Raw genomic sequence first — 25,241 nt, forward strand, 5'->3', positions numbered from 1 at the left:
AATGACCGAATACGCGATTCAAGCTGAAAATGTAGTGAAAAAGTTTGGTGACTTCACCGCCATCAACAACATCACGCTTAATGTGCCCAAAGGCAGTATTTATGGTTTTCTTGGCCCCAACGGCTGCGGTAAATCAACAACCATTCGTGTGCTAACTGGCTTGCTTAGCCCAAGTGAGGGCAATGTCGATGTACTCGGGCTAGAGATCCCAAAACAATCTGAGCTTCTGCGCCTCAAGATTGGCTACATGACGCAAAAGTTCTCCCTATATGATGACCTGACGGTTCAAGAGAATCTTGAGTTTATTGGACAAATCTTTGGAATGGAAACCAAGGCCCTGAAAGCTCGCATCGAAGAACAACTGTCAACCTACGGTCTCGACCAACTGCGTAAACAGCGCGTCGGCGGAATGAGTGGCGGCCAAAAGCAGCGCTTGTCTCTCGCCGCAGCCACTATGCACAAACCAGAACTGTTGTTTCTCGATGAACCCACGTCTGCGGTTGACCCAGAGAACCGACGCGATTTCTGGGAGCAATTGTTTGATCTCTCTGACCAAGGCACGACGATTCTGGTCACTACGCACTACATGGATGAAGCAGAGCGTTGCCATCGTCTGGCTATTATGGAAGCGGGGAAAATCCGCGCCGATGGTGAGCCAGAAGAACTCATGGCGCAAATGGGCGTTAACATCGTCGAAGTCAAAGCGGATAACTTACGCGAGCTAAAAGAGAAAGTCATTCAGCGTGAAGAGGTGCGCTCGGCCGCACAGCTCGGCATTCGTTTACGCATTTTGATCCACCAGCACATCGAAGAACCGATCGAATGGTTAACCCAAACCTTTCCTGAGCTTGATGGCTGCGAGATGAACATTGCTCGCCCGAGCTTGGAAGATGTGTTTGTCAGCGTGACGGGAGAAGGTCGCCAATGATGAAATCTATTGCCCGTATGAAAGCGGTAATGATCAAAGAGATCCGTCAGCTTTCACGTGACCGCATTACCTTTGGCATGGTCGTGATGATCCCGTTGATTCAGCTCCTGCTGTTCGGCTTTGCCATAAATACCGATATTCGCAACATTCCCGTGGGCGTCGTCGATCAAAGTGGCAGTACTGCTGGGCGTGTGATCACCGAGTCCGTCAAAGTCACGCAAGTGGTCGATGTGGTCGAAACCTTCGCTACCGCAACAGAAGCCGAGCAAGCCATTCAAGACGGCTTGGTACGAGCGGCTTTAATTCTGCCTAGCGATTTAACCCAACGTATGGTGCAAGGGCGAGAGCTTGGCCAATGGATTGTGGATGGTTCAGACACCATGATCAGCTCTGCGATTCTCTCACTACAAACCATGCCGTTAACAGATTTTGATTTTGAAATACGCCCTACTCCAACCAAAACCTTTGAAGTTGCGCTGTATTACAACCCGAGTCGGCGCTCGGCGGTGAACATTGTCCCTGGTTTATTGGGCGTGATTCTGACCATGACGATGATCTTGTTCACCAGTGCAGCCATTGTTCGAGAACGAGAACGTGGCAATTTAGAGTTACTGATTACTACGCCAATCCATTCCATAGAACTCATGGTAGCGAAGATCATCCCCTACATCTTTGTTGGTCTGATACAGGTGTTTATCATTTTAGGCTTGGGTCACTGGATATTTGGTGTGCCGATAAACGGCGCCATTAGTCAGATACTATTTGGCACGCTGTTGTTTATCGCCGCGAGTTTAACCTTAGGTTTGGTGATATCCACCATTGCGACGACACAGCTTCAGGCAATGCAGATGACGGTGTTTATTCTTTTGCCGTCGATTCTTCTATCCGGATTTATGTTCCCTTATGAAGGAATGCCCATCGCGGCACAATGGATATCCGAAGCGCTGCCTGCCACCCACTTTATGCGAATTATTCGTGGTGTGGTGCTGCGTGGTGCAGACCTAATGGAACTATGGCGAGATACAGTTTGGTTACTTGGATTCACCGTTATCGGCCTTATTGTCGCTTCATTTCGCTTCAAAAAATCACTCGACTAATCCCACGATATTGCGTTCATTCCTTAAAAACAAAAATAGCCCCAACGAAGGGCTATTTTTTGTTTCTGTGTTCATACACTGTGCTATCAAGCTCAACTCTCAGACAATATTAATAGTACTCACCGTAGGAACAATCTCGTAAATCGGAAATATTGTAGTTTTTCAAAGAGTTTATTTTAAAGTTGAACACTACCTGTTTACAGACAACGCCTTCGCGATCCGTGTACGTGATAATACCTTCACTGTACGCTCGCTGACCATCAGAGGATGTCACGTCAGCAACAAGTTCCAAATGGCCCTTATGCGCGTCTACGCGATTCATCATCTCAAACACATCTACCCACTCTTCGCGATTTGCCATTTGTATTAGCATCGACTTCGCCTGTGTTTCCAACTGCTGGGGGTATACATAATAACGGTTGTAACCAAAGTATGCGCACATAAGTAATAAAACGAGTGCAAATGAGGTTGTTCTTGTCATACAAGCTTCCTCTTGTTGTTATAAAAATCTTGCTTCGTTAATTCAGTATAGGAAGCGAGCAAAGTTTAGGTTATAGAACTTGCCCAAATAACAGGGGACAGTCAGAGACAGTCAATTCTATGACAAGCTCAACAACAAACTTTATTGCACTCTCATCATGGGCTTGAACAAAAATACGCCACAGAGACAGCAAGAAGTAAGAAGTAAGAAGTAAGAAGTAAGAAAGGAAAACTAACCGGAGCGCGGTGATAACAGAAAAGTAAAAGGAGTTTGAAGAAAAAGACAATCCGAGTGAATGTAGTGAGAGCGGAAATCAAGAGTAGATTATCCGCCCATCAACTAGGCTCAAATTGTCAGTGCCCACAACAACGTGACTCGCCGAATTTAAACGTGTTGGTAACTATCTTCGAGAGACTCTGTCTGCGTTGTCTTTTCGCTCACTTCCACTTTAACCGCAGCGACCTTGAACTCAGGGATCTTCGCATGCGGGTCAGTTGCCGTTGTCGTTAGGCGGTTGACTGGCGATTCAACAAAGTGGAATGGAATGAACACCACTCCTTTTTGAATACGCTTAGTCACAAAAGCATCAATCTCAATGCTGCCGCGACGTGTAGACACCGTCAGACGCTGACCATTACTGATGCCAAGTGCTTCTGCGTCTTCCACGCTCACCATCGCTCGTGGGCCAGCAAGATTATCCAACCCTTTGGTTTTGCGCGTCATGGTGCCAGTGTGGAACTGCTCAAGTACGCGACCCGTCGTTAACACAAGTGGGTACTCTTCATCTGGCAGCTCAGCCGCATAACGGAACGGTACACCCACCATCTGCCCTTTACCACGAGTAAACTGGGTTTGGTGCATGATGCGAGTACCCGCAGGGTTGTTCTTGTTGCTAGGCCATTGCACACCGTTTGGCGTAATGGCATCCCAACGAAGACCCGCGTATTGAGGTGTCACTCGTGCGATTTCATTGGTGATATCAGACACGCAGTGGTAATCCCAATCACTGCCCATGGCATTGGCAATTTCTTGAATAATCCACCAATCTTCTTTCGCTTCACCCGGTGCCGTGACAACCGGATTCACACGCTGTACACGACGTTCTGTATTGGTGAAGTGACCCGCTTTCTCTGCAAACGAGCAAGAAGGCAGAACCACATCCGCGTATTGCGCAGTCTCCGTTAGGAAGATGTCTTGAACAACCAAGAAGTCGAGTGCTTCTAAACCTTCAATCACATGCGCTTGGTTCGGGTCACTCAACACTGGGTTCTCACCCATGATGTACATACCACGAACGTCACGATGGCAAGCCGCATCAATGATTTCTGTCAGGGTTAGACCTTGCTCAGAAGGCAGATTTGGCGCATTCCATTCAATCGCAAACTTCTGACGCACAATTGGGTTGTATACCTTTTGGTAGCCTGGGAAACTGTTTGGCAAAGCCCCCATATCACACGCGCCTTGCACGTTTGATTGACCACGCAGCGGATTGATACCACCACCTTCAATACCGATGTTGCCACACAGTAATTGCAGGTTAGCGATAGAACGCACGTTGTCATGACCTGTCGTGTGCTGAGTAATACCCATCGAGTAGTACACAGCTGTACGATCTGCCGTACCGATCATGCGCGCCATTGCTTGAATGTCTTCGGCTTTAACACCCGTAACCAACTCCACTTTATCGAGGTTGTAAGCTGGCGACATCACCTCTTGCAACAAGGTATCAAAGCCGTCGACACGTTCTTCAATGTACTCTTGATCGTACCAACCGTTCTTGATGATCTGCTGCATGACGCCATTTAAAAGCATCACATCTGTACCCGGACGGTGCGCCATGTACAACTCAGCATGCTCTGCCATATCGACACGTTTCGGGTCAGCCACAATCAAGCGAGCGCCGTGGTGACGAATTGCTTGTTTGATGTGTGAAGCGATAATCGGGTGCGCCGATGTGGTATCCGAACCAATAATAAAGATCACATCAGAGTGCTTAATGCTTGGAATGTCGTTGGTCATTGCACCACTACCGAGTGATGCCTCAAGACCGGTTACACTCGATGCGTGACACAAGCGCGCACAATGATCGACGTTATTGGTGCCTAGTTCACGACGGACAAATTTTTGGAACGCGTAGTTGTCTTCGTTGGTGGTTTTCGCTGAAGAGAAACCCGCCAATGCGTTGCTGCCAAAATCTTGCTTGATGCCAGAGAACTTGCTCGCAATCAGTTGAATCGCCTCTTCCCAACTTGCAGGCTGCAACCAACCGTCTTTACGAATCAAAGGCGTGGTAAGACGCTCTTCACTGCCGATGAAATCAAAACCAAAGCGCCCTTTCACACACAGCATGCCTTGGTTCACTGGCGAGTCACCGCCCTTCACGTAACGAATCGTATTGGTTGCTTCGTCCACGAACATAGTCAACTTACAACCCACACCACAGTACGTACAAATGGTGTCGACCGCTTTCAGATCTTCAGTACGACCCTGTGAGCGGTCACGACTATCGACCATCGCGCCCGTTGGACACACTTGAACGCACGCGCCACATTGCACGCAGTTCGAATCGCCCATTAGGGTTAAGCCATTCTTGTTACTTCCAAAGTGTGGACGGTCGTCAGGACGTAATGCAGGACGACCTTGTTTGTCGCACACAAAGTTCAGTACGCCGTGCACGGCTTTGTCACGACACGCTTGGATACACTGACCACAGCTAATACAGCGGTTGGCATCAAACTCAATAAACTCAGAGCTACGGTCAACTTCGTACTTATGACGCAAGTCTTTCGCACGAAGATCTAACCAATCTTGATGCGATTTAATCTGTAAGGAGAAGTCAAAGCTTTGCTCAGCTTCATATTCGGTGGAGTAATCACGCAGCGCACAATCGGTATTTGCCTGACAGCCACATTCAAGGCAGCGCGCCGCTTCCTTCATCGCTTCTTCGTTATCAAAGCCCAACTCCACTTCAGCGAAGCTTTGCTCGCGTTGTGCTGGAGTCAGCTCAGGCATGATAGAGCGAGCGACTTTCTGGATGTTCTCGAAGTGAAGCGGATCGACTTGAGAGAGCTTCTTCTCTTTACGCGAGTTGAACGCTGCCTTTGGCATATCCGCCATATCACCATTCAAAAACAGGTCAATCGCTTTTGCCGCAACGCGGCCATCACCCACCGCTTCAACTGCCGTTGCTGGACCACGGCGGAAATCACCAATACTGAAGATATTGCCCGTGCCGGTGTGCATGGTCTTTTCATCGGCATCAGAGGTGTTCCAACGCGTAAGCGGAATCGACAAATCTTCGCCTTCGAGGAAGCTCAGATCTGGCTTTTGCGATACTGCCGCAATCACGGTGTCGAACTCTTCGGTGAAGAACTCGCCGGTTGGTTTAGGGCTGCGACGACCAGATGCATCCGGCTCACCCAACGCCATGCGTTCTAGACGAATCGCATTCACGCGTCCGGTTTCATCGGCAAGGTTTTCTGCCGGGTTGGTTAAGAAGTGGAATTTCACCCCTTCGTGTTCCGCTTCGACAATCTCGTAGTCTTCTGCCGGCATTTCGTCACGGGTACGACGGTAAATCAACGTGGTGTCTGCACCAGCACGACGCGCAGTACGAGCACAGTCAATTGCCGTGTTACCACCACCGATCACCGCGACTTTCTGACCCGTGACGTAGTTTTGCTCGGTAACGTAATCTTTGAGGTAATCAACGCCTAAGTAGCAACCTTCAAGGTCACTGCCTGTGTAGTGCATTTCAACCGCTTGAGACGCACCGACAGCCAAACACACCGCGTCGTATTCTTCACTCAATTGAGAAAGCGTTAAATCCACACCCAGCTTTTGATTGGTGTGAACTTGCATGCCATTACGGCACATCAGTTCGATTTCTTTATCGAGAATGTCTTTTGGTAAACGGTATTCAGGAATACCGTAACGCAACCAACCGCCCGCTTTTGGCATGGATTCAAAGACCGTAACGTCGTAGCCTTCATTCGATAAGTAGTAGCCAGCTGTCAGACCACCAGGGCCACTTCCGACGACGGCAATGTTCAAACCTTTGCTTGGTTTCTTTTCTGGTACGTAGGCTTCATGCGCAGACAAATCCGCATCCGCGGCATGACGTTTTAGCTGGCGAATTGCGATAGGTTCATCGACTAACGAACGGCGACATTCACTTTCACAAAATGCTGGGCACACGCGGCCAATCGATAACGGCATAGGGAGCGTACGCTTAATCACTTCAATCGCTTTTTGATGATCGTTCTGTGCGATGTGATAAAGGTACGATTGGATATCAACGCCCGCTGGACACGCGGTTTTACATGGCGCTTCACAATCGGCGTAATGGTCCGTCATGATGCGGTTGAGTGCTTTTCTGCGGTGCTCGCTTAATTGTTCTGATTGCGTGACCACATTGAGACCACGGTAAACTTCGAGTTCACACGCGCGTTTAGTGCCGCCGCTTTCGACTTCAACCACACACAAGTCACACGGTACTTTTTCATTACTTTTGTTCATTCCGCACAGCGATGGGATCTCGACCCCACACACTTTTGCTGCTTCTAAAAGGGTTAGACCCTCTTCTACAATTCTATATTTTCCATCGATGACAATTTCTATCATGCAACCCCCGCAGCAAAGCAAATCCAAATCTGCACAAGTAAAACCATGCATTCTATAAGGATAATCATTTGTAAGACAAGTTAGTGTGATGTAAAACTTATAAACCACATTTTTCACGTGTCATAAAAAGCCAGGGCTTCTTTCGCTAACTTTCCACACTCGGTGTTTAACAAACGTTTTACTCCCTCGAAAGTGCGAAAACTGTAGGGTTGGACTATTTTGATAATAAGAGTAATAAATGATTGACCTTACCCTTAGGTTAACCTTTAGAATCGAAGGGTTTTCATCATTTTCATCAAACACATGGGAAAGGGTATGCACTTAAAATCGCTGCATACAATCTGGTTAGCTCTCTTCACGACACTAGTGCTATTGGTATCTAGTGTGGCGAACAGTGAGCCGTTGATGAATATTCAAATGATGTCTACTGGCATGGCTCACCATCCTTCTATGATGAGTGACAGCGAACACTGCGGTATGCCTGGCACGATGGACGTCTCCATGACTGACGGTTCTATGTCCGAAGATGGCGATGCAAGAGAAACCAGCATGAACTGTGGTGGAGGCTCCGGCATGGTTCATACCTGCTGTACTGCCGCGTGTACGATAGTTTTCGTCCCCCTACCGAATCCTATCAATAGCCCAATGCCCGTTGTCTATCGCGCAACCATTACTCCTGAAGTTGCTTCCCCAGTCGTACACGTCAGCCGCGACCTGTACCGACCTCCTATAGCCTAAACCCGTCCTAGCATTCGACCCTGCGCGTGTATCGCAGGTTGTTTTAATGCGCCTGAACGATGAGGTAACAAGGCTTTACTGTTCCCGCAATAAAATCCGCACCTCCATCGATCCGGCGAACACTGGATTTAGATTATGGATATCAAACCATACCGCTTAGCTGCACCTATTTTTATGGTGGCTCTGGTCGCTGCGCCAACCTTGGTTAACGCCGCAGGTAGAGAGACGCACGCAGCGCAAAATTCCGCATCAAGTGAGCGAGCTTCAACGACCAAGCTTGCCCAACTGATCAACGTCGCTTTGAGTAACGATGGCAATCGTAAGCAATACTCAGCGCAATCTGCTGCCATGCGTGAAACGGGCGTCGCGAGTGCGACCTTGATGGACCCAAAACTAAAAGTGGGTTTTGGTGGCTTGCCTGTCGACAGCTTCAAATTCGATGAAGACCCAATGACCAACATCTCCGTTGGTTTAATGCAACAGTTTGAGCGTGGCTCTACGCTTGATTTACAACAGAAGAAAGCCAATCAACAAGCCGACGGCCTTGGGCTTCAAGTGCATGCTCGTGAGCTTGAGGTAGCCAACAGCATGACTCAACTTTGGTTAGAGCTTGGTTACCAGCAACGCGCTGAGCAAATCTTGCTTGAGAACCGCAAGTTGATGAAGGAGATGGAAAGCTTTATTCAAACCAACTATTCGATTGGTAAGAGTGAAGCGCAAGACCTACTCAACGCTCAATTACAAGTCAGCAAGTTGGATGAGAAACTGCAAGCCAACGCACAAATGCAACGTCGTCTTATCTCTCAACTCTCCGAATGGTTGGGGTCAGATTGGTTGGCGAATGAACAGGCCCTGCATGCGAGCAATCAACTTAATTGGGACACACTGAACAGCAAACTTGCTGCCAGTCAGGGTTCCACCAAGCATTATCAGCAACTCAGCCAACACCCGATGGTTAAGATGGCCGACGTCAGCATTTCTGCCAATAAAACGCAGGTGGAAATTGCTGAGCAAGCCTACAACCCACAATTTGGCGTCGAAGTAATGTACGCCTACCGCCAAGCCGACAACATGATGGGTGAGCCCGCCTCCGATTTGGTTAGCGCTTACCTCACCATGGACATTCCACTGTTCACAGGTGACCGCCAAGATCGCAATCTCGCGGCCGCTCAATACCAAGTTGGCGCGGCACAATCGCAAAAAGACACCTTACTAACGCAGATGAATGCCAAGGTGAACACTTTGCTGGTTGATCGCGGCAACTTAACCCAACGCTTAGAACGTTATCAATCCACCTTATTGCCTCAAGCGAAAGCGCGCATCCAAGCCGTTGAGCGGGGTTATCAAAACAACACAGCGCAGTTTAACGATGTGATTTCCGCCACGACTGACGAGTTGGCTCTGCAATTGGAGCAACAACGTCTACTGACCGATCTCAACATCGCAAACAGCAATTTAGCCACCCTACTCGGTGGTTTCGACTATCAAGTGGCTTCACCGGAAGCTCGCTCTATTTCGACATATTAATTTGTGATTCCCCAAGACAGTTGGGGCTACAGCTAGGCGGCAAACGAGAGAATCCCATGAGCACTTTCCCTAACAAACTAAGGGATCTGCTATGTGATTTGGGTGAACGAGAGCAGGCAACAACGCTGTAGCGTCAAATGTGAAGGGGAAAATAAGGTAAAACAATGAAAACATTTAAAATTGCAACCATCGCGCTGATTGTTGGTGGTGCTTTAGGGTTTGGTGCTAATCATTTTCTTACGGGCTCGACTCACGACATGAGTGCTATGGGTGGCGAATCTGCTGCAAGCTCTAATGATCCGCTTTACTGGGTTGCCCCAATGGATCCGAATTACAAACGCGACAAGCCGGGTAAGTCCCCAATGGGCATGGATTTGATTCCGGTTTACGCAGAAGACCTATCCGGTGAACAAGACGCACCGGGTACAGTGACTATTGACCCTTCAGTAGAGAACAACCTCGGGGTTAAAACCGCAAACGCGACACTACAACAGCTATCACCACGCATCGAAACGGTTGGCTATATTGCCTTTGATGAAAGTCTGTTATGGCAAACCAACGTTCGTGTGGCGGGTTGGGTAGAAAAACTCTACATCAATGCCGTGGGTGAGAAAGTGAAGAAAGGCGATGTGCTTTTCACTCTCTACTCTCCTGAACTGGTTAAAGCACAAGAAGAATTGCTGAATGCGTACCGCACTGGCCGCAAAGGTCTTGTAAAAGGCGCGACCGAACGCTTGGTAACGCTTGGTGTTGACCGCGCTCAAATCAAATCCATTACTCGTAGTGGTAAAGCATCGCAAACCATTGAAATCAAAGCGCCTGCTGATGGCGTTATCGCGAGCTTAAACGTGCGTGAAGGTGGCTATTTATCCCCTGCTCAAGCGGTGATCAGTGCAGGTCCTTTGGACAATGTTTGGGTTGATGCAGAAGTCTTTGAGCGTCAAGCACACTGGATGAAAGCGGGCTCTCAAGCCACGATGACCCTTGACGCGATTCCGGGCAATGAATGGCAAGGTGTCGTGGATTACGTGTACCCAATCCTCGATCCGAAAACACGTACGTTGCGTGTGCGTCTTAAATTCCCTAACCCAGATGGCGCATTGAAGCCAAACATGTTCGCCAATATTGCCTTGCAGCCTGTCACTGACGACGCAGTATTAACGATTCCCAAATCATCTGTTATCCGCTCTGGCGGTATGACTCGCGTTGTTCTGGCGGAAGGTGATGGCAAATACCGTTCTGCTCGAATTGAAGTTGGCCGCGAAGCTGGCGAACAAATCGAAGTATTACAAGGACTTAAACAAGGCGACAAGATCGTTACGTCATCTCACTTCATGCTCGACTCTGAATCAAGCCAGTCGGCAGATCTGTCTCGCATCAATGGTGTAGAAGTAGCGGCAGAAACGGCATGGGCCAAAGGTGAGATCACGGATGTGATGAAAGATCACCGTATGCTGACCATCAACCACCAACCTGTACCAGAATGGGATTGGCCGGGCATGGTAATGAACTTCACTTTCGCAGATGGCGTTGAAATGGGTGACTTGAAAAAAGGTCAGGCTATCGAATTTGAAATGCAAAAGACGGAGTCCGGTCAGTACCAAATCGTTGACTATAAGGCAGACAACAGCGTCATTGCAGCAGAAGTTTGGCTAACTGGTGACATTAGCATGCTGATGGCTGATTTTGGCATGATCACCTTAAACCACCTACCGGTTGCAGAATGGAACTGGGATGCAGGTGAGATGAACTTCTCTGTGGGAGAAGACGTTGATCTATCGGGTTTTGAAGAAGGACAGAAAGTTCGGTTTCTAGTTGAAAAACAAGGATCTGACTACGTTCTTAAACAGCTAGTTCCTGCAACAACAGCCGTCGAGGGTTAATTATGATCAATGCTATTATTCGTTGGTCACTGAGCAACCGATTCCTAGTGTTGGTCGCGACCTTAGCCCTTGTATTAGGCGGACTTTACAGTGTAAAGAATACGCCTGTTGATGCGATTCCGGATCTTTCTGATGTGCAAGTGATCATCAAGACAAGCTATCCGGGTCAAGCTCCTCAAGTCGTCGAGGATCAAGTTACTTACCCACTCACCACCGCCATGCTTGCCGTGCCAGGTGCTGAGACAGTTCGTGGCTACTCTTTCTTTGGTGACTCTTACGTTTATATCATTTTCAACGATGATACCGACATGTACTGGGCACGTTCACGCGTGTTGGAGTACTTGAGCCAAGTAGCACCAAAGCTGCCACCGAACGCAAAACCAACCCTAGGTCCTGATGCAACGGGCGTGGGCTGGGTTTACAGCTACGTATTACAAGACAAAACTGGCAAACATGATTTGGCCGATCTTCGTAGCCTGCAAGATTGGTTCTTGAAGTACGAATTGCAAACCGTTGATGGCGTTTCTGAAGTTGCGACCGTGGGCGGTATGGTGAAGCAGTATCAAGTGCAGATTGATCCTGCCAAGCTGCGTGCGTACAACCTCACTTTGCAACAAGTGAACATGGCAATCCAAAACGGTAACCAAGAAACCGGCGCGTCCGTTATCGAAGTGGCCGAAGCCGAACACATGGTTCGTACCACGGGTTACTTAACCAGCATTGAAGACATTAAATCACTGCCGCTAAAAGTCACCGAGAAAGGCACGCCGTTGCTATTAGGTGATATCGCAGACATTAACCTTGGTCCACAAATGCGCCGTGGTATCTCAGAGCTGAATGGCGAAGGTGAAGCGGTCGGTGGCGTTATCGTGATGCGCTTTGGTGAAAACGCCAGTGAAGTGATTGCGAAAGTCAAAGACAAGCTCGCAGACCTACAACGCAGCCTGCCAGAAGGCGTGGAAATTGTTGCAACCTACGACCGCTCTACCCTTATCGATTCAGCGGTAGAAAACCTCTGGAAGAAGCTTGCAGAAGAGTTCATCGTCGTTGCGATTGTGTGTGCGCTGTTCTTGTTCCACATTCGTTCTTCATTGGTTATCGCTCTGAGTCTACCGGTTGGCATTCTCACTGCGTTTATCGTAATGCATTGGCAAGGCATCAACGCCAACATCATGTCCTTGGGCGGTATTGCGATTGCCATCGGTGCCATGGTGGATGGTGCAATAGTAATGATTGAAAACGTTCACAAGCACATTGAACGAACGCCATTGACCGACAAGAACCGCTGGCAAGTAATTGGCAAAGCCGCAGAAGAGGTTGGCGCACCGCTGTTCTTCTCGTTGCTGATCATTACTCTTAGCTTCGTACCGGTGTTTGCCTTAGAAGGTCAGGAAGGCAAGATGTTCTCGCCGCTTGCGTTCACTAAGACGTACGCCATGGCAGCAGCAGCAGGTTTGGCAATCACACTCGTCCCTGTGCTTATGGGCTACTTCATTCGCGGTAAGGTGTTACCAGAACACAAAAACCCAGTTAACCGTGGCTTGGTCGCGTTGTACCGTCCGCTGTTGAACACCAGCTTAAAATACCCTAAGACCATGATTGTTATCGCATTAGGTCTAATGGCATCGGCTTACTACCCAACCAGTAAACTGGGTAGCGAGTTCATCCCTCCGCTGGATGAAGGCGACTTGATGTACATGCCAACGACCTATCCGGGTATCTCAATTGGTAAAGCACGTGAGCTTCTACAACAAACCAACAAGCTGATCAAAACCGTTCCAGAAGTGAAAACCGTATGGGGCAAAATTGGCCGAGCTGAGACCGCAACCGATCCAGCGCCACTCACCATGATTGAAACCGTGATTCAGTTGAAGCCACGCGACCAATGGCGTGAAGGGGTAACAACCGAGTCACTGCGCAAAGAGTTCGACAAGCTGGTTCAGTTCCCTGGTCTTACTAACGCTTGGGTAATGCCGATCAAAACGCGTATCGACATGCTGGCAACGGGCATCAAAACCCCTATCGGCATTAAGATCGCCGGACCTGATCTGAAAGTGATTGAGAAGATCGGTTCTCAGCTAGAGCCAATTCTTAATGGCGTACAAGGCACGGCATCGGTTTACGCAGAACGTGTAGCAGGTGGTCGTTATGTCACGATCGACATTAAACGTCGTGCCGCAGCGCGTTACGGCTTGAGCATCAAAGACGTTCAGCAAGTGATCTCCACTGCGGTGGGCGGTATGAATGTGGGTGAAACCATCGAAGGCTTGGAGCGTTACCCAATCAACGTTCGTTACCCACAAGACTACCGTGACTCAGTGGTAAAATTGCAAAACTTACCGTTAGTGACACCAAATGGCGCTCGTATTGCACTGGCTGACGTAGCGGACATTCGTTACGAAGACGGTCCTCCAATGATCAAGACAGAGAACGCACGCCCGAACGGCTGGGTGTTTGTCGACATCGATGGTCGTGACCTTGGCTCTTACGTCGTGGAAGCACAGCAAGTCGTGGCCGATCAGTTGGAGCTTCCTGCGGGTTACTCGTTGGCTTGGTCTGGTCAATACGAATACATGGAACGTGCGAAAGACCGCTTGAGTGTCGTGGTACCAATTACCATCGCCATCATTATGCTGCTGCTTTACTTCAGTTTCCGTCGTGTCGGCGAAGTAATGATCATCATGCTTACCCTACCACTCGCTATGGTTGGTGGTTTGTGGCTCATGCATATCCTCAACTACAACTTCTCGATTGCCGTTGGGGTCGGCTTTATTGCCCTAGCAGGCGTCGCGGTTGAGATTGGGGTCATCATGCTCGTCTACCTCAACCAAGCATGGCACTACAAAAAGCTGGATGCGGAAGAGAGCCAACAGAAGCTTGAGGCGAAAGACCTAACCGATGCCATTCGTGAAGGTGCAGGCCTGCGTGTTCGCCCAGTAATGATGACGGTACTGACGGTCATTATTGGTCTGATTCCGATCATGTACGGCGAAGGTACAGGGTCAGAAGTGATGCAACGTATCGCTGCACCAATGATTGGCGGTATGGCCTCAGCACTGCTGCTGACGCTGTTAGTGCTTCCAGCCATCTTCAAGCTGTGGAAACAACGTGAGTTGCGCCCAAACAACTCAACTCCGAGCCAAACAAGCACGCAAACTGGCAACCAAATCGAAAACGCCGACAGCACAGATCGCACTGATAACAAGGCTTAATCCTTACCTTCCTCTCAAACATGCCGTTTGAGGGGAAGCAACCAAGTTATTAATGAATTAAAACAAGGATATAAAAATGAAAAAGACACTAATCACTCTTGCTCTAGCCCTAACAACAACGACTGCGTTTGCCCAAATGGATCATTCAAACATGGACCATGGCAACATGAAGCATGAAAACATGGACCACGGCAGCATGAAGATGGACCACAGTAAAATGGACCATTCAAACATGATGGATATGCCGGGCATGTCGGCAGTAGGTATGCCAGCGAAAGGGGCAAAGCCAGACAAGGTGGTACACGTAATCTTGGGTGATGACATGACCATCAAGTTCAAGAAAGACGTCAAGATTGAGCCAAACGATGTGGTGCAGTTTGTAGTCATGAACACCGGCAAGATCAACCACGAGTTTACGATTGGTTCGGCTAAAGAGCAGCTAGAACATCGCGAAATGATGAAGACAATGAGCGGTGATCACATGCACGACTCGGGCAACTCTGTGACGGTAGAACCGGGTAAAGCGAAGCAATTACTGTGGCACTTCCACGGTGACAACAAGGTTGAGTTCGCGTGCAACATTCCAGGCCATGCAGAATCGGGCATGGTTAAAAAGATTGAACTGTAAGTAATTATCCAACTAGACAAAGGAGCTGATGATTCAGCTCCTTTTATTTCTGGATCAAACTATTCGTTAGCTCATGATAAGAAATTCTGAGCCAGTGTCTCACGCTAAGATATTTTTGTGACCGAATCACCGACGTAATATATAAGCCAAACTACAGGCCTTGATAGCAACACTCTTCTCCCCATATTGAGACCGTTTAAGCGTATTGCAAAGAATCCTACATAAAATAGACATAGATTTAACAGTGTTTAGAGTATTGGCTCGTTATAGTTTACGTGACATCGCTACCGTGCGAACTAAAACTAAAATTGAAGAACACGATCCATGAAAAAGTTATTTTTGTTGGCTGGGCTAATGGTTTGCTCAACCCTAAGTTACGCGTCCCAACTGAATGAGGACATTTCTCTCCTCGAGCAACAAACCTCAAGCAGAATTGGGGTGTCAGTTTGGGATACCCAAGCAGACGAGCGTTGGGATTACCGTGGCGATGAACGCTTCCCACTCATGAGCACATTCAAAACCCTAGCTTGTGCCAAAATGTTAAGTGATATGGACAGCGGTAAGCTAAGTAAAAATGCGACCGCAAAAGTCGATGAGCGCAGTATCGTTGTATGGTCTCCAGTGATGGATAAGCTCGCAGGCCAAAACACACGCATAGAGCACGCGTGTGAAGCCGCTATGTTAATGAGTGATAATACCGCAGCCAACTTAGTATTAAATGAAATTGGCGGCCCTAAGGCCGTAACAATGTTTCTGCGAACAATTGGAGATAAAGCAACGCGCCTAGACAGAATAGAACCTCGCTTGAACGAAGCCACACCAGGCGACAGCCGCGACACAACTACACCTAACGCCATACTAAACACTCTTCGAACTTTGGTCGAAGGCGAAACGTTGTCTTATGAGTCTCGTGTACAATTAAAAATCTGGATGCAGGACAACAAAGTTTCAGACTCGTTAATGCGTTCTGTATTACCAACAGGTTGGTCTATTGCAGACCGTTCTGGTGCGGGAGGTCATGGTTCGCGTGGCATTAACGCGATTATATGGAAGGAAAATCATCGACCTGTTTACATTAGTATTTATGTCACAGAAACTGAGCTCTCACTTCAAGCTAGGGACCAACTCGTTGCGCAGATAAGTCAGTTGATTTTACAAAAGTACAAAGACAATTAAGTCACCACTCACCTGACCCTATTTGTATCCTTTTCTAGCCCTTCTCTTCCAGAAGGGCTCATTCTGTACTTCCATCTTAAAAACACCACTTATTGAGTAATGACTTACTTATAAATAGGTATAAGATTTACTTATTTAGGGTGAGTTAACGCCCACATTAAGCAACCAAATGCACACAAACGGCGATAATTGAACCATACTCTTACCAAGAAGCACATTTTCTACAAAATAGCTTCACGTAATTTATTGTTGGTATTTGCAACATTGCCAAGGAGATGTCTATTGAGACTTGAAAGAACTTTTAACCCTGATGACTTATCGATGCAAAACATGGAAAGTCCGATATGTATGCCGATAGGGTTTGTTCACTTTTTAGCTCAATCGGAAACACTACAGCAAGTACTTGATACGGTGGCAGAATGGATAAATCGCATATTTAATTCTGACCGTGCGAGTATCACACTTTATGAAAACAATGATAATTTAAAGGTCTACTCTTTCTCTGGTAGTAAAGCGATTCCCGCTGAATTTTTAGTGCCCATTCATCAAGCGTTTGTTGGCCGAGTGTTCAAAAAGCAACAACTGATGATCTGCGACGATGTTACTCAATCTGATGAGATCGATTGTGTGATGCTCGCATCCAATGGTATGGGTACGTGTATGGACGCGCCTTTAATACACGGTAAAGTCTGCCTAGGAACGCTTAATGTTGCGCATCATCAAACGCACATTTACACAAACGAACAAGCGGCACAGCTTCAGTGCATCGCTAATTGGATTGCTTTAAACATTGCCCTTCATATACAGATCATGAAAATGGAGCACCTCGCCACGACGGATGATCTAACAGGTATTCCAAACCGCAGAGAGTTCATGCGACAAATCGAAAGCCGCCTAAATGAATACCGAACCCAGGGCATTGACTTCCATGTTGCTATTTTAGATCTCGACAATTTTAAAAGCCTCAATGACCGATTTGGTCATGACGCAGGCGATAAATCACTGATCCATGCAGTTAATACTATTAAAAGTCATCTACTTGATTGTGACTTACTTGCCAGAGTTGGTGGTGAAGAGTTTGCCATGGTATTAAGAAGTCGCTCATCACAGCAAGCTCTAGACACATTAGAAACAATTCGTAATGCACTAGAAACGACGACCGTTCAACATTCAGGTTGTGATATGAGCTTCACCGCGAGTATTGGGGTAACTCAAGTCTGTCGTCTCGACGACTCATTTGAACCACTTGTTAAACGCGCAGACTTAGCACTTTACAAGGCAAAGGAAACCGGAAGAAATCGCGTTGAGTTTCATATTGGTGAAGAAAGGTAGAAAAAATAAAAAAGGTAGCGACTCATTGCGCTACCTTTTATCGATTCTAACCTGCTTAAAATAACTAGTACGAACTTTAAGCCAGTTAAAAATAAGAATGAGCAAATTTAATTATGCTTTCTTAAGATCTTTAGCTGGGTAAGTTAGTGTTTTTTCGCCTGCTTTTACATGTGTGTAAAAACCGCCACTGCTTAAACCTGTAACAACCATTTCGCCAAGATCGATACCTTTAGTCGCTACTACTACGTCACCGATTGAAAACATATTGAATACCTTGTTTGTTTAGATTAAGACACTAAGTCGTTGCGCGGTATTTAATACGATATTAGGCAAAGCACCTAATCGAGTTTTTTATCGTAAAGATTAATTTATATTTGTCGTGAACTCTAAGTTTCCACATTGAAAATCACAGGATATTTTCCAAAAAAAGATGCGCGATTCTTGTGAAATACGGTAATATTTTCTAGCATCAAGTGCGGAGGTATTCTCCGCCCTCATTGGAGAAAAATGATGAAGAAAGGCCTAAAAATGCGTGCATTAGAGCGTTCTGATTTGCGCTTTATTCATGAACTGAATAACAACCGAAATATCATGGCCTACTGGTTCGAAGAACCTTACGAGTCTTATGACGAGCTCGAAGAACTTTATCGAAAACATATACATGATGACGCTGAAAGGCGTTTTGTCGTCGAAGATGAAGACGGCATCGTAATTGGCTTAGTTGAGCTGATCGAGATTAACTACATTCACCGCAGCGCGGAATTTCAGATAATCATCGCCCCAGAGCATCAAGGCCGAGGTTATGCGACAGAGATGATTAATCGTGCGTTAGATTACTCATTCTCAATTCTTAATCTACGTAAAATCTACTTATTAGTCGCAGTGGATAACGAAGTCGCTATTCACTTATACAAAAAGTGCGGCTTTATCGAAGAAGGTCACCTTGTAGAAGAATACTTTATTAACGGCGCTTACAGCGATGTTAAGCGCATGTATATATTAAAACACCAGTACCAGAAAAAGATCGAAGAAAACAACTCAATTCACTAGTTCATTCTATCAAAGTAAAAACGCAGCTATTTGGGCTGCGTTTTTATTTATTCAAATTGATATTGATATGATAACACGATGCGCTTGTCTGCTTCATCCAAATAGGTGTTGTTGTCCATGACAAACGTCATTACGTTAAAAGAGTGGCGTTTGCTCACGAGGTAACCAAGACCAATACCACCAAAGAAGCCTTTGTAGTTCTCTCCTTCACTGTTTTCTGAGCCGTAAGTGCCTGCTGCGAAGCTGATTAACGTCAGCTCTTTGGTAAACGATTTCAGCGCAAATGCACCAACGTAACCGCTACTGCCTGAAGAGCTCATCATGTTGAAGCCATTCTCTGCACTTGGCGTCCCCGTAAAGTTAGGCTCGCTACAGAGACTACTTTCTGCACCGTCACAAACAGGAACATCACCAGTGTTGTACGTATAGCCTGCCATTGGGAAAATTTGGAAGCCTGCTGGCTCAATCCCGAAATAACTTAGCGGCATAAAGGTACCAACGCTGTAGTTGGTTTGATCCGCGCCGTTTACATATTCATTTTTACCGAAGTTGAAGTTCACGATACCGACCGGAAACAACCACGAGCCACCAATACGCCACTCGCTCGCATCATCATTGATACGCAGGTTAATTTTGCGCGCTTGGTCAAGCGCAAGTGAGCCCGAGAATGAGATGTTTTGATCATCAAAATCGTAGTTGTTTGCGTACGACGCGCCAAATTTCGTGATGACTTTTGTTGGGTCATCCGCCAACTTGTTTTTATTGTCTTTTACTCGATGCTCGGCACCATGAGCCAGCGTACTGACCAACAAAGTCGTACACACTAACGCTAGTTTATTTTTCATTTTTTAGTCCTTTGAGATGTTGAATACCCGTACTTAGCTGCGCAGATACTTTTTGAATCATCACTCACTGGATGTGACAGAAGCGCCCTAACTACCTTAGATGGTGTGACAGCATCCAGTGCAGGTAGTTAGGGTAGAATGGCCTGTAAGGAAGGCGTTTTAGCGATTAGGAATGATTAGTTTTTCCAGTTGTAGCTCATGCTCATGGAGTACAGAGCAGGCTCATCAAAACCAGCTTGTAAGCGTGGCGTTTCTGACGATTCCATCAAGATCGCTTCAAACGCGAAACCAATTGAGTTTTCTGAATCCAATTTGTAATCAATGCCTGTACCAATGCGGTACGCCTTGCCAGTAGGAACGGTAATGTCACCGTTTGATTGACTTTCATACATGCTGGTATCGAATGCAAAACCTGCATTCCACATCATTTTTTCATTCAGTTTGTACTGAGTACCCAATGCGATTTGGTAAGTGTCTTGTGTCTCTACGTTCAGCGTGGTTGTGTATTCGCTCCAGTCTTGCCAGTTCACGTTCCACATCACCGCTAGGTCATCATTCACTTCGTGGTAAGCACTGAAGATCAGTTGTTGCGGAGCAATGGAGTTACTATTGTCGAATTCAAATTCGGTTTCAGAAGAGTAAGACAGACCAAGACGCGTGCCTGGTGTTGCTTCATAAAGCACACCTACTCGGCCGTTGAGCTGAGTATCTTGGTCTTCGTCATTGAAGTTCAAGGCTCCCTTCGTTTCCACTTCATACATACCGTACTGAATGCCAAGCGCCGCACCCACAGACCAGTGATCATTGATGCGGTAAGAAGCGGAAGGTTGAATGGTCAAGGCTTGCGTCGTTGCTGTAGGGATATCTAAATGATTATTCAAAAGACCTTCGTACTCGAGGCCAAGGCCGTAGTTGCCATACAGACCAATACCCAGCGTCCATTTGTCGTTCACTTGTTGGCTGTAAAATGCCGACGCCATAGGAACAAAACCAATCACGTTGCCCGCATCGCCAGTCATCGTGTCTAATTGCGCGTCACCGTAAAGGCCAATCAGGTTACCAGAGAAAGATTTACCAGAAATATTCGCCAGACCAGCCGGGTTTGCTGCCATTACTGAGGCATCTTGCGCACGAGCCGCCATACCAGCGGATGCCAAACCAATATCCGATGCTGTAGTTTCGTAAAGGTATAACCCACCCGCTTGCGCAGCAGCACACGTCAGTAAAGAGCTCGCTACGACGATTTTTGAAAGATTTTTCATGTTAAAACCTATTATTGTTTGGGAAACCCACGCTGCGACGGTGGTTATATATCAATGAAAGGCATTGGCCAATCGCACACAACGTGGGGGTGTTGTGGAGTCAGTAAGTTGAAATCAGCGTTGTTGCTCGCTCACCTCAAGTTCAGTGGATTTCTTTCGCTTAAACTTCTCGCGCAGAGATTGCATCATCACGAAGAACACTGGCGTCAGTAACGTGCCGACAAACGTAGAGAGAATCATGCCGCCGAACACTGCAAAGCCCAGTGAGTGACGAGATGCGGCACCAGCACCCGATGCAATCACCAACGGGAATACCCCCCAGATGAAGGCGAATGCGGTCATCTGTACTGCACGGAAACGGATTCGAGCAGCTTCTTTGGCAGCATCAATGATGGATAAGCCCTTTTCTTCTCGCAGAACTTTGGCAAATTCCACGATAAGAATCGCCACTTTGGCGGACATACCGATCAAGATGACCACACCAATCTGCACGTATAAATCGAACGGTTGTCCCACCAGCAGTAGCGTGCCCATTGCGCCGAGAATCGCGACTGGAACCGCCATCATTACTGCAGCAGGAATGGTCCAACTTTCGTACTGAGCCACCAAGAACAAGTAGGTGAACAGCAAAGACAATGCGAACGCGATTGGTGCCATGTAGCCTGCTTTCATCTCTTGGTAAGTCATGCCTGACCACTCGTACGAGTAACCACTTGGCAAAGATTCTGCAGCCAGTTTTTCAATGGCTTTTACAACATCACCCGAGCTGTAGCCTGGCGCTGGCGCACCGTTCACGGTTGCAGAACTGAACATGTTGTAGTTCGACAAAGTATCAGGGCCGAAGATCGGCTTCACTTTCACTAGCGTTGCCAGTGACACCATTTTTCCAGAGCTTGAGCGAACAAACAGATGGTTGATGTCGTCGATGTTGTCACGGTATTGCTCTTCTGCTTGCACTTTCACTTGGTACGAACGACCAAACAAGTTGAAGTCAGAAATGTAGGCACCGCCCAACTGTGCTTGCAGTGTGCTGAAGATTTCATTCAACGGTACGCCCATCGAAATCGCTTTATCGCGATCAATATCGATGTAACGTTGCGGAATATTCGCACGGAAAATCGAGAACGCACGTGCCACTTCAGGCAGTTGGTTGATTTGGGCAACAAAATCAGCGGTTGTTTTTGCCAACTCTTGTGGAGAACGGCCCAAGTTGTCCTGCAGCACAAGGTTGAAACCATCCACCGCACCCATACCTTTGATTGCCGGCGTCGCGAAAACGAACGAAGCGGCATCTGGCGTTAAGTTCAGCATTTGGTTAACTTTATTCATCAATGCGCGTTGGTGTAGTTCAGGGTCTTTACGTTTGCTCCAGTTATCCAGTTTGATGATCAACATGCCCGAGTTTGGAATCGACGCCATGTTAATTACCGAGAAGCCCGCAACCGAAACCACGTTCTCCACACCTTCCATCTGTTTTAGCTCATCAACGTACTTCTTCATTAATGGTGCAGTACGCTGCAATGCTGCTGCGTCTGGCAAACGCATTTCGACCATGAACACGCCTTTATCTTCGTTCGGAACGAAAGAAGAAGGTACGGTCATGAACGCAAATGCCAGCACCGCAATAAGCGCGCCATAAACACCGATACTCAGCACAATGCGGCGGCTCAAGAAGCCAACTAAACCTTGGTATTTGCGCGTTATTGCTTCAAAACCTCGGTTAAACGCACGCAAAGGCGCAATAGGTTGCGAGTGAGTAGATTTCAACATCAACGCACAAAGCGCTGGCGTTAACGTTAATGCGTTGATCGCAGAGATCAGCACCGACACACAGATGGTGACCGCGAACTGGTTGAACATTCGACCAGAAATACCCGGCAATAGCGCAACCGGTACAAATACCGCCAACAAAATAAGCGTTGTTGCCAATACTGGCCCTGTCACTTCTTTCATAGCTTGGATCGTGGCCGGAATCGGGTCTAAATGCTCTTCATGGATAACCCGCTCCACGTTCTCTACCACGATGATCGCATCGTCCACCACGATACCGATGGCGAGGATCAAGCCAAACAACGAGATCGTGTTAATGGTCATGCCCATCACGCCCATGATTGCGAACGTCGCAATAATGGAAACCGGAATCGCTAAGGTTGGAATGATGGTCGCTCGCCAGTTCTGCAAGAAAACGTACACAACGAAGGTGACAAGAAGTACCGCAATCACCAGCGTCTCATACACTTCATCAATCGATGTCTCTACGTATTCGGTAGAGTCATACGCGATGTCGTAGACCAAATCACCAGGAAACGATTTCTCGTACTCTGTCATGGCCTCTTTCACGCGTTCCATCACGTCTAGCGCGTTCGCGGTCGGTAACTGGTACAAGGCCAGAACGGCGGCTGGTTCGTTATTCATACGACCATCAGCTTCGTAACCTTGTGCACCAACTTCCACACGAGCCACATCTTTCAAGCGAATCAAAGAACCTTTCTTGCTCGCACGAATGATGATGTTCTCGAACTCTTCCGCAGAAGTGAGGCGGCCTTTGGTTTGCAAAACATATTGATATTGCTGGTCACCCGGAGCTGGCATACCACCGATCTTACCCGCCGCCACTTGGATGTTTTGCGTTTTAATTGCGCCAATAACATCGCTAGCAGAAAGCTTCAAGGTAGCCAGTTTATTTGGGTTCAACCAAATACGCATTGAGTAGTCTTTCTTACCCAGCAGCGTAATGTCACTCATACCTTCGATACGTTTTAGACGCTCGACAATATTGAGATCCGCGTAGTTAGAAAGGTAGATACTGTCGTGAGACTGTTTCGGAGAACGCAGTGTGATAACGCCCAGCATGTCGGAAGATTTCTTCTTAACCGTCACACCGATTTGGTTTACTTCTTGTGGTAGAGACGACGTCGCCTGTGCCACCAAGTTGTTCACACGAACCTGCGCCATATCGCCATCTGCGCCCACTCGGAAGTAAATACGCAATGTGTATGAGCCATCGTTACCAATCACAGAAGACATGTAAATCATGTCTTCAACGCCGTTGACTTTGGCTTCTATCGGTTGTGCTACGGTCTTTTTAACCACGTCCGCATTTGCACCCGGATACATGGTGCTCACCGTAATTACCGTTGGAGAGATTTGAGGATACTCAGAAATTGGCAAGACTTTCAGGGCGATCATACCCATCAATATCATCGCCAGTGAGATCACCAAAGCAAATTTCGGCCGGTGAATGAAAAATTTACTTAACATCAGTACTCACTCAGCCTTGTTCACTCTGTAGCTCAACGTCTTTCACCGTTGCACCCGGACGCACTTTTTGTAGACCATGGACGATGACTTTTTCGTTAGCCGCCAAACCAGTCAGCACAGCACGTTTCACACCGTAGGTCTGACCGAGTTCAACGTTACGACGAGACACCACGTGATCATCACCAACCACCATGACGTAGTCACCCGCTTGGTCTTGTTGAACAGCCGCCGATGGGATAAGCAAACCATCAATGGTTTTGTTGCGCAGCTTGATGGTCAAGTTGCCATATTCACCCGGCATAAGCGCGTAAGTTGGATTATCGAATTGTGCTTCTGCTCGAATTGAGCCTGTTTCTAAATCGATCTTATTGCCAACGGCGTAGATCTTGCCATCAAGCGGATACAATGAACCGTCTGAAAGCGTCAGTGTTAAATCAACATCCAGTTTGTCATCGTTACGATGAGCCACATCAATGGCACTTCTTACTCGGCGGTAGAGCTTCTCATCCACATCAAAGCCAAAGCGAATTGGGTCTACTTGAGTGATCGAAACAAGAGGAACGATTTGAATTTTCGAAATACGGTCACCCACTCGGAAGTTGCTGAAACCCACGCGACCAGAGAAAGGAGCACGCACAGAGCTAAATTCAAGATCGAGCCTTGCTGAAACCAGCGTCGCCTTCGCCTCTTCTACCGAAGCAATCGCTGCGGCTTGCGCGGCAATGGCGTCATCGTATTGCTGCTCACTGATGCTTTTATCTTTGATGAGTTTCTTCACACGTTCTGCATCACGCGTAGTTTGAACGAGTTGCGCTTTTGCTTTTTGCAACGACGCTTTTGCATACGCCAGTGCCGCTTTGTAAGGACGGTCGTCGATTTCAAACAGCAATTGGCCTTTTTCGACCATATCGCCATCTTTAAAATGAATAGCGGTTAATTCGCCACCGACTCGAGGCATAATATCAACGTCATTTACCGCTTCAGTTCGACCGATAAAAGTATGATAAGGAGTGATTTTTGTTTCGGTTAGGGTAACGGTTTCAACAGAGGGTGCTTGGGCAGTTTTCGTTGCGATATCGCCAGTTTTGCATCCTGATAGCAATGCAGAAGATATAGCAATAGATACCAACGCAAATTTATATTTGGCTTTCATGATAAACCTACTTTATTTAGAAAGTGCCCTAGCCTAAATATATAA

The 25,241-nt window shown here is 47.3% G+C and carries 17 protein-coding genes; 10 read left to right on the top strand and 7 right to left on the bottom strand.

What is annotated here, in order from left to right; all coding sequences use genetic code 11:
• Position 1 precedes the first annotated feature (1 nt).
• Positions 2 to 928, top strand: coding sequence for an ABC transporter ATP-binding protein (locus KJB35_RS16810; protein WP_054574432.1), 927 nt, complete (start codon positions 2 to 4; stop codon positions 926 to 928).
• Positions 928 to 2,025 carry an ABC transporter permease gene (locus KJB35_RS16815; RefSeq protein ID WP_064354574.1) on the top strand — a complete coding sequence of 366 codons (1,098 nt, stop codon included), beginning with the start codon at positions 928 to 930 and terminating at the stop codon, positions 2,023 to 2,025. Before KJB35_RS16810 ends, KJB35_RS16815 begins: the two co-directional genes overlap by 1 nt.
• 109 nt (positions 2,026 to 2,134) lie before the next feature.
• Here KJB35_RS16815 and KJB35_RS16820 read toward each other — a convergent pair whose 3' ends face one another.
• Together KJB35_RS16820 and fdhF are read right to left on the bottom strand one after the other, a co-directional pair.
• On the bottom strand, positions 2,135 to 2,506 hold the full coding sequence (locus KJB35_RS16820; protein ID WP_005375433.1) for a hypothetical protein: 372 nt from the start codon (positions 2,504 to 2,506) through the stop codon (positions 2,135 to 2,137).
• Between the two features lie 384 nt (positions 2,507 to 2,890).
• On the bottom strand, positions 2,891 to 7,129 hold the full coding sequence (gene fdhF, locus KJB35_RS16825; RefSeq protein ID WP_054574434.1) for a formate dehydrogenase subunit alpha: 4,239 nt from the start codon (positions 7,127 to 7,129) through the stop codon (positions 2,891 to 2,893).
• A gap of 315 nt (positions 7,130 to 7,444) precedes the next feature.
• Between fdhF and KJB35_RS16830 the strand changes: the two genes are divergently transcribed.
• The 7 genes from KJB35_RS16830 (at position 7,445) to KJB35_RS16860 (ending at position 17,625) form a co-directional block, all read left to right on the top strand.
• The gene (locus tag KJB35_RS16830; RefSeq protein WP_054574435.1) at positions 7,445 to 7,867 is read left to right on the top strand and encodes a hypothetical protein; all 423 of its coding nucleotides are present in this window, start codon (positions 7,445 to 7,447) and stop codon (positions 7,865 to 7,867) included.
• 135 nt (positions 7,868 to 8,002) lie between these two features.
• Positions 8,003 to 9,394, top strand: a complete 1,392-nt coding sequence (locus KJB35_RS16835) for a TolC family protein (RefSeq protein ID WP_054574436.1) — start codon at positions 8,003 to 8,005, stop codon at positions 9,392 to 9,394.
• A gap of 164 nt (positions 9,395 to 9,558) precedes the next feature.
• Positions 9,559 to 11,277, top strand: coding sequence for an efflux RND transporter periplasmic adaptor subunit (locus KJB35_RS16840; RefSeq protein WP_054574437.1), 1,719 nt, complete (start codon positions 9,559 to 9,561; stop codon positions 11,275 to 11,277).
• Between the two features lie 2 nt (positions 11,278 to 11,279).
• Positions 11,280 to 14,489, top strand: a complete 3,210-nt coding sequence (locus KJB35_RS16845; protein WP_054574438.1) for an efflux RND transporter permease subunit — start codon at positions 11,280 to 11,282, stop codon at positions 14,487 to 14,489.
• A 76-nt stretch (positions 14,490 to 14,565) separates the two neighbouring features.
• Entirely contained in the window at positions 14,566 to 15,117 is a 552-nt protein-coding gene (locus KJB35_RS16850; protein WP_054574439.1) for a hypothetical protein, read from the top strand.
• Between the two features lie 324 nt (positions 15,118 to 15,441).
• The gene (locus tag KJB35_RS16855) at positions 15,442 to 16,293 is read left to right on the top strand and encodes a carbenicillin-hydrolyzing class A beta-lactamase CARB-42 (protein ID WP_005375420.1); all 852 of its coding nucleotides are present in this window, start codon (positions 15,442 to 15,444) and stop codon (positions 16,291 to 16,293) included.
• A 282-nt stretch (positions 16,294 to 16,575) separates the two neighbouring features.
• The gene (locus KJB35_RS16860; protein ID WP_285358370.1) at positions 16,576 to 17,625 is read left to right on the top strand and encodes a sensor domain-containing diguanylate cyclase; all 1,050 of its coding nucleotides are present in this window, start codon (positions 16,576 to 16,578) and stop codon (positions 17,623 to 17,625) included.
• A gap of 111 nt (positions 17,626 to 17,736) precedes the next feature.
• Here the strand turns inward: KJB35_RS16860 and KJB35_RS16865 are convergent, their stop codons facing one another.
• Positions 17,737 to 17,889 (bottom strand): hypothetical protein, encoded by a 153-nt coding sequence (locus KJB35_RS16865; RefSeq protein ID WP_005375418.1) that lies wholly within the window; start codon positions 17,887 to 17,889, stop codon positions 17,737 to 17,739.
• Positions 17,890 to 18,135: 246 nt separating this feature from the next.
• Between KJB35_RS16865 and speG the strand changes: the two genes are divergently transcribed.
• Positions 18,136 to 18,675, top strand: a complete 540-nt coding sequence (gene speG, locus KJB35_RS16870; RefSeq protein ID WP_005375417.1) for a spermidine N1-acetyltransferase — start codon at positions 18,136 to 18,138, stop codon at positions 18,673 to 18,675.
• A gap of 47 nt (positions 18,676 to 18,722) precedes the next feature.
• Here speG and KJB35_RS16875 read toward each other — a convergent pair whose 3' ends face one another.
• The 4 genes from KJB35_RS16875 to vmeP all read right to left on the bottom strand — a co-directional run bounded on the left by KJB35_RS16875 (position 18,723) and on the right by vmeP (position 25,196).
• A complete protein-coding gene (locus KJB35_RS16875) occupies positions 18,723 to 19,520 on the bottom strand; it encodes a hypothetical protein (RefSeq protein WP_005385112.1) in 798 nt (265 codons plus the stop codon).
• A gap of 176 nt (positions 19,521 to 19,696) precedes the next feature.
• The gene (locus KJB35_RS16880) at positions 19,697 to 20,782 is read right to left on the bottom strand and encodes an OmpP1/FadL family transporter (protein ID WP_054574441.1); all 1,086 of its coding nucleotides are present in this window, start codon (positions 20,780 to 20,782) and stop codon (positions 19,697 to 19,699) included.
• 114 nt (positions 20,783 to 20,896) lie between these two features.
• Positions 20,897 to 24,043 carry an efflux RND transporter permease subunit VmeQ gene (vmeQ, locus tag KJB35_RS16885; protein WP_054574442.1) on the bottom strand — a complete coding sequence of 1,049 codons (3,147 nt, stop codon included), beginning with the start codon at positions 24,041 to 24,043 and terminating at the stop codon, positions 20,897 to 20,899.
• 10 nt (positions 24,044 to 24,053) lie between these two features.
• Positions 24,054 to 25,196: an efflux RND transporter periplasmic adaptor subunit VmeP gene (gene vmeP, locus KJB35_RS16890; RefSeq protein WP_054574443.1), complete on the bottom strand. Its 1,143-nt coding sequence runs from the start codon at positions 25,194 to 25,196 to the stop codon at positions 24,054 to 24,056.
• Positions 25,197 to 25,241: the final 45 nt, after the last annotated feature.

It is taken from the genome of Vibrio sp. D431a (genome assembly GCF_030248655.1).
Taxonomy (GTDB): domain Bacteria; phylum Pseudomonadota; class Gammaproteobacteria; order Enterobacterales; family Vibrionaceae; genus Vibrio; species Vibrio alginolyticus.

Bases quoted from the DNA above. Each gene is read 5' to 3' on its own strand.
- KJB35_RS16835 (WP_054574436.1), top strand. From the start codon at position 8,003: ATGGATATCAAACCATACCGCTTAGCTGCACCTATTTTTATGGTGGCT.
- vmeP (WP_054574443.1), bottom strand. From the start codon at position 25,196: ATGAAAGCCAAATATAAATTTGCGTTGGTATCTATTGCTATATCTTCT.
- vmeQ (WP_054574442.1), bottom strand. From the start codon at position 24,043: ATGTTAAGTAAATTTTTCATTCACCGGCCGAAATTTGCTTTGGTGATC.
- KJB35_RS16880 (WP_054574441.1), bottom strand. From the start codon at position 20,782: ATGAAAAATCTTTCAAAAATCGTCGTAGCGAGCTCTTTACTGACGTGT.
- KJB35_RS16875 (WP_005385112.1), bottom strand. From the start codon at position 19,520: ATGAAAAATAAACTAGCGTTAGTGTGTACGACTTTGTTGGTCAGTACG.
- KJB35_RS16840 (WP_054574437.1), top strand. From the start codon at position 9,559: ATGAAAACATTTAAAATTGCAACCATCGCGCTGATTGTTGGTGGTGCT.
- KJB35_RS16855 (WP_005375420.1), top strand. From the start codon at position 15,442: ATGAAAAAGTTATTTTTGTTGGCTGGGCTAATGGTTTGCTCAACCCTA.
- KJB35_RS16865 (WP_005375418.1), bottom strand. From the start codon at position 17,889: ATGTTTTCAATCGGTGACGTAGTAGTAGCGACTAAAGGTATCGATCTT.
- KJB35_RS16815 (WP_064354574.1), top strand. From the start codon at position 928: ATGAAATCTATTGCCCGTATGAAAGCGGTAATGATCAAAGAGATCCGT.
- KJB35_RS16830 (WP_054574435.1), top strand. From the start codon at position 7,445: ATGCACTTAAAATCGCTGCATACAATCTGGTTAGCTCTCTTCACGACA.
- KJB35_RS16845 (WP_054574438.1), top strand. From the start codon at position 11,280: ATGATCAATGCTATTATTCGTTGGTCACTGAGCAACCGATTCCTAGTG.
- fdhF (WP_054574434.1), bottom strand. From the start codon at position 7,129: ATGATAGAAATTGTCATCGATGGAAAATATAGAATTGTAGAAGAGGGT.
- KJB35_RS16850 (WP_054574439.1), top strand. From the start codon at position 14,566: ATGAAAAAGACACTAATCACTCTTGCTCTAGCCCTAACAACAACGACT.
- speG (WP_005375417.1), top strand. From the start codon at position 18,136: ATGAAGAAAGGCCTAAAAATGCGTGCATTAGAGCGTTCTGATTTGCGC.
- KJB35_RS16820 (WP_005375433.1), bottom strand. From the start codon at position 2,506: ATGACAAGAACAACCTCATTTGCACTCGTTTTATTACTTATGTGCGCA.
- KJB35_RS16810 (WP_054574432.1), top strand. From the start codon at position 2: ATGACCGAATACGCGATTCAAGCTGAAAATGTAGTGAAAAAGTTTGGT.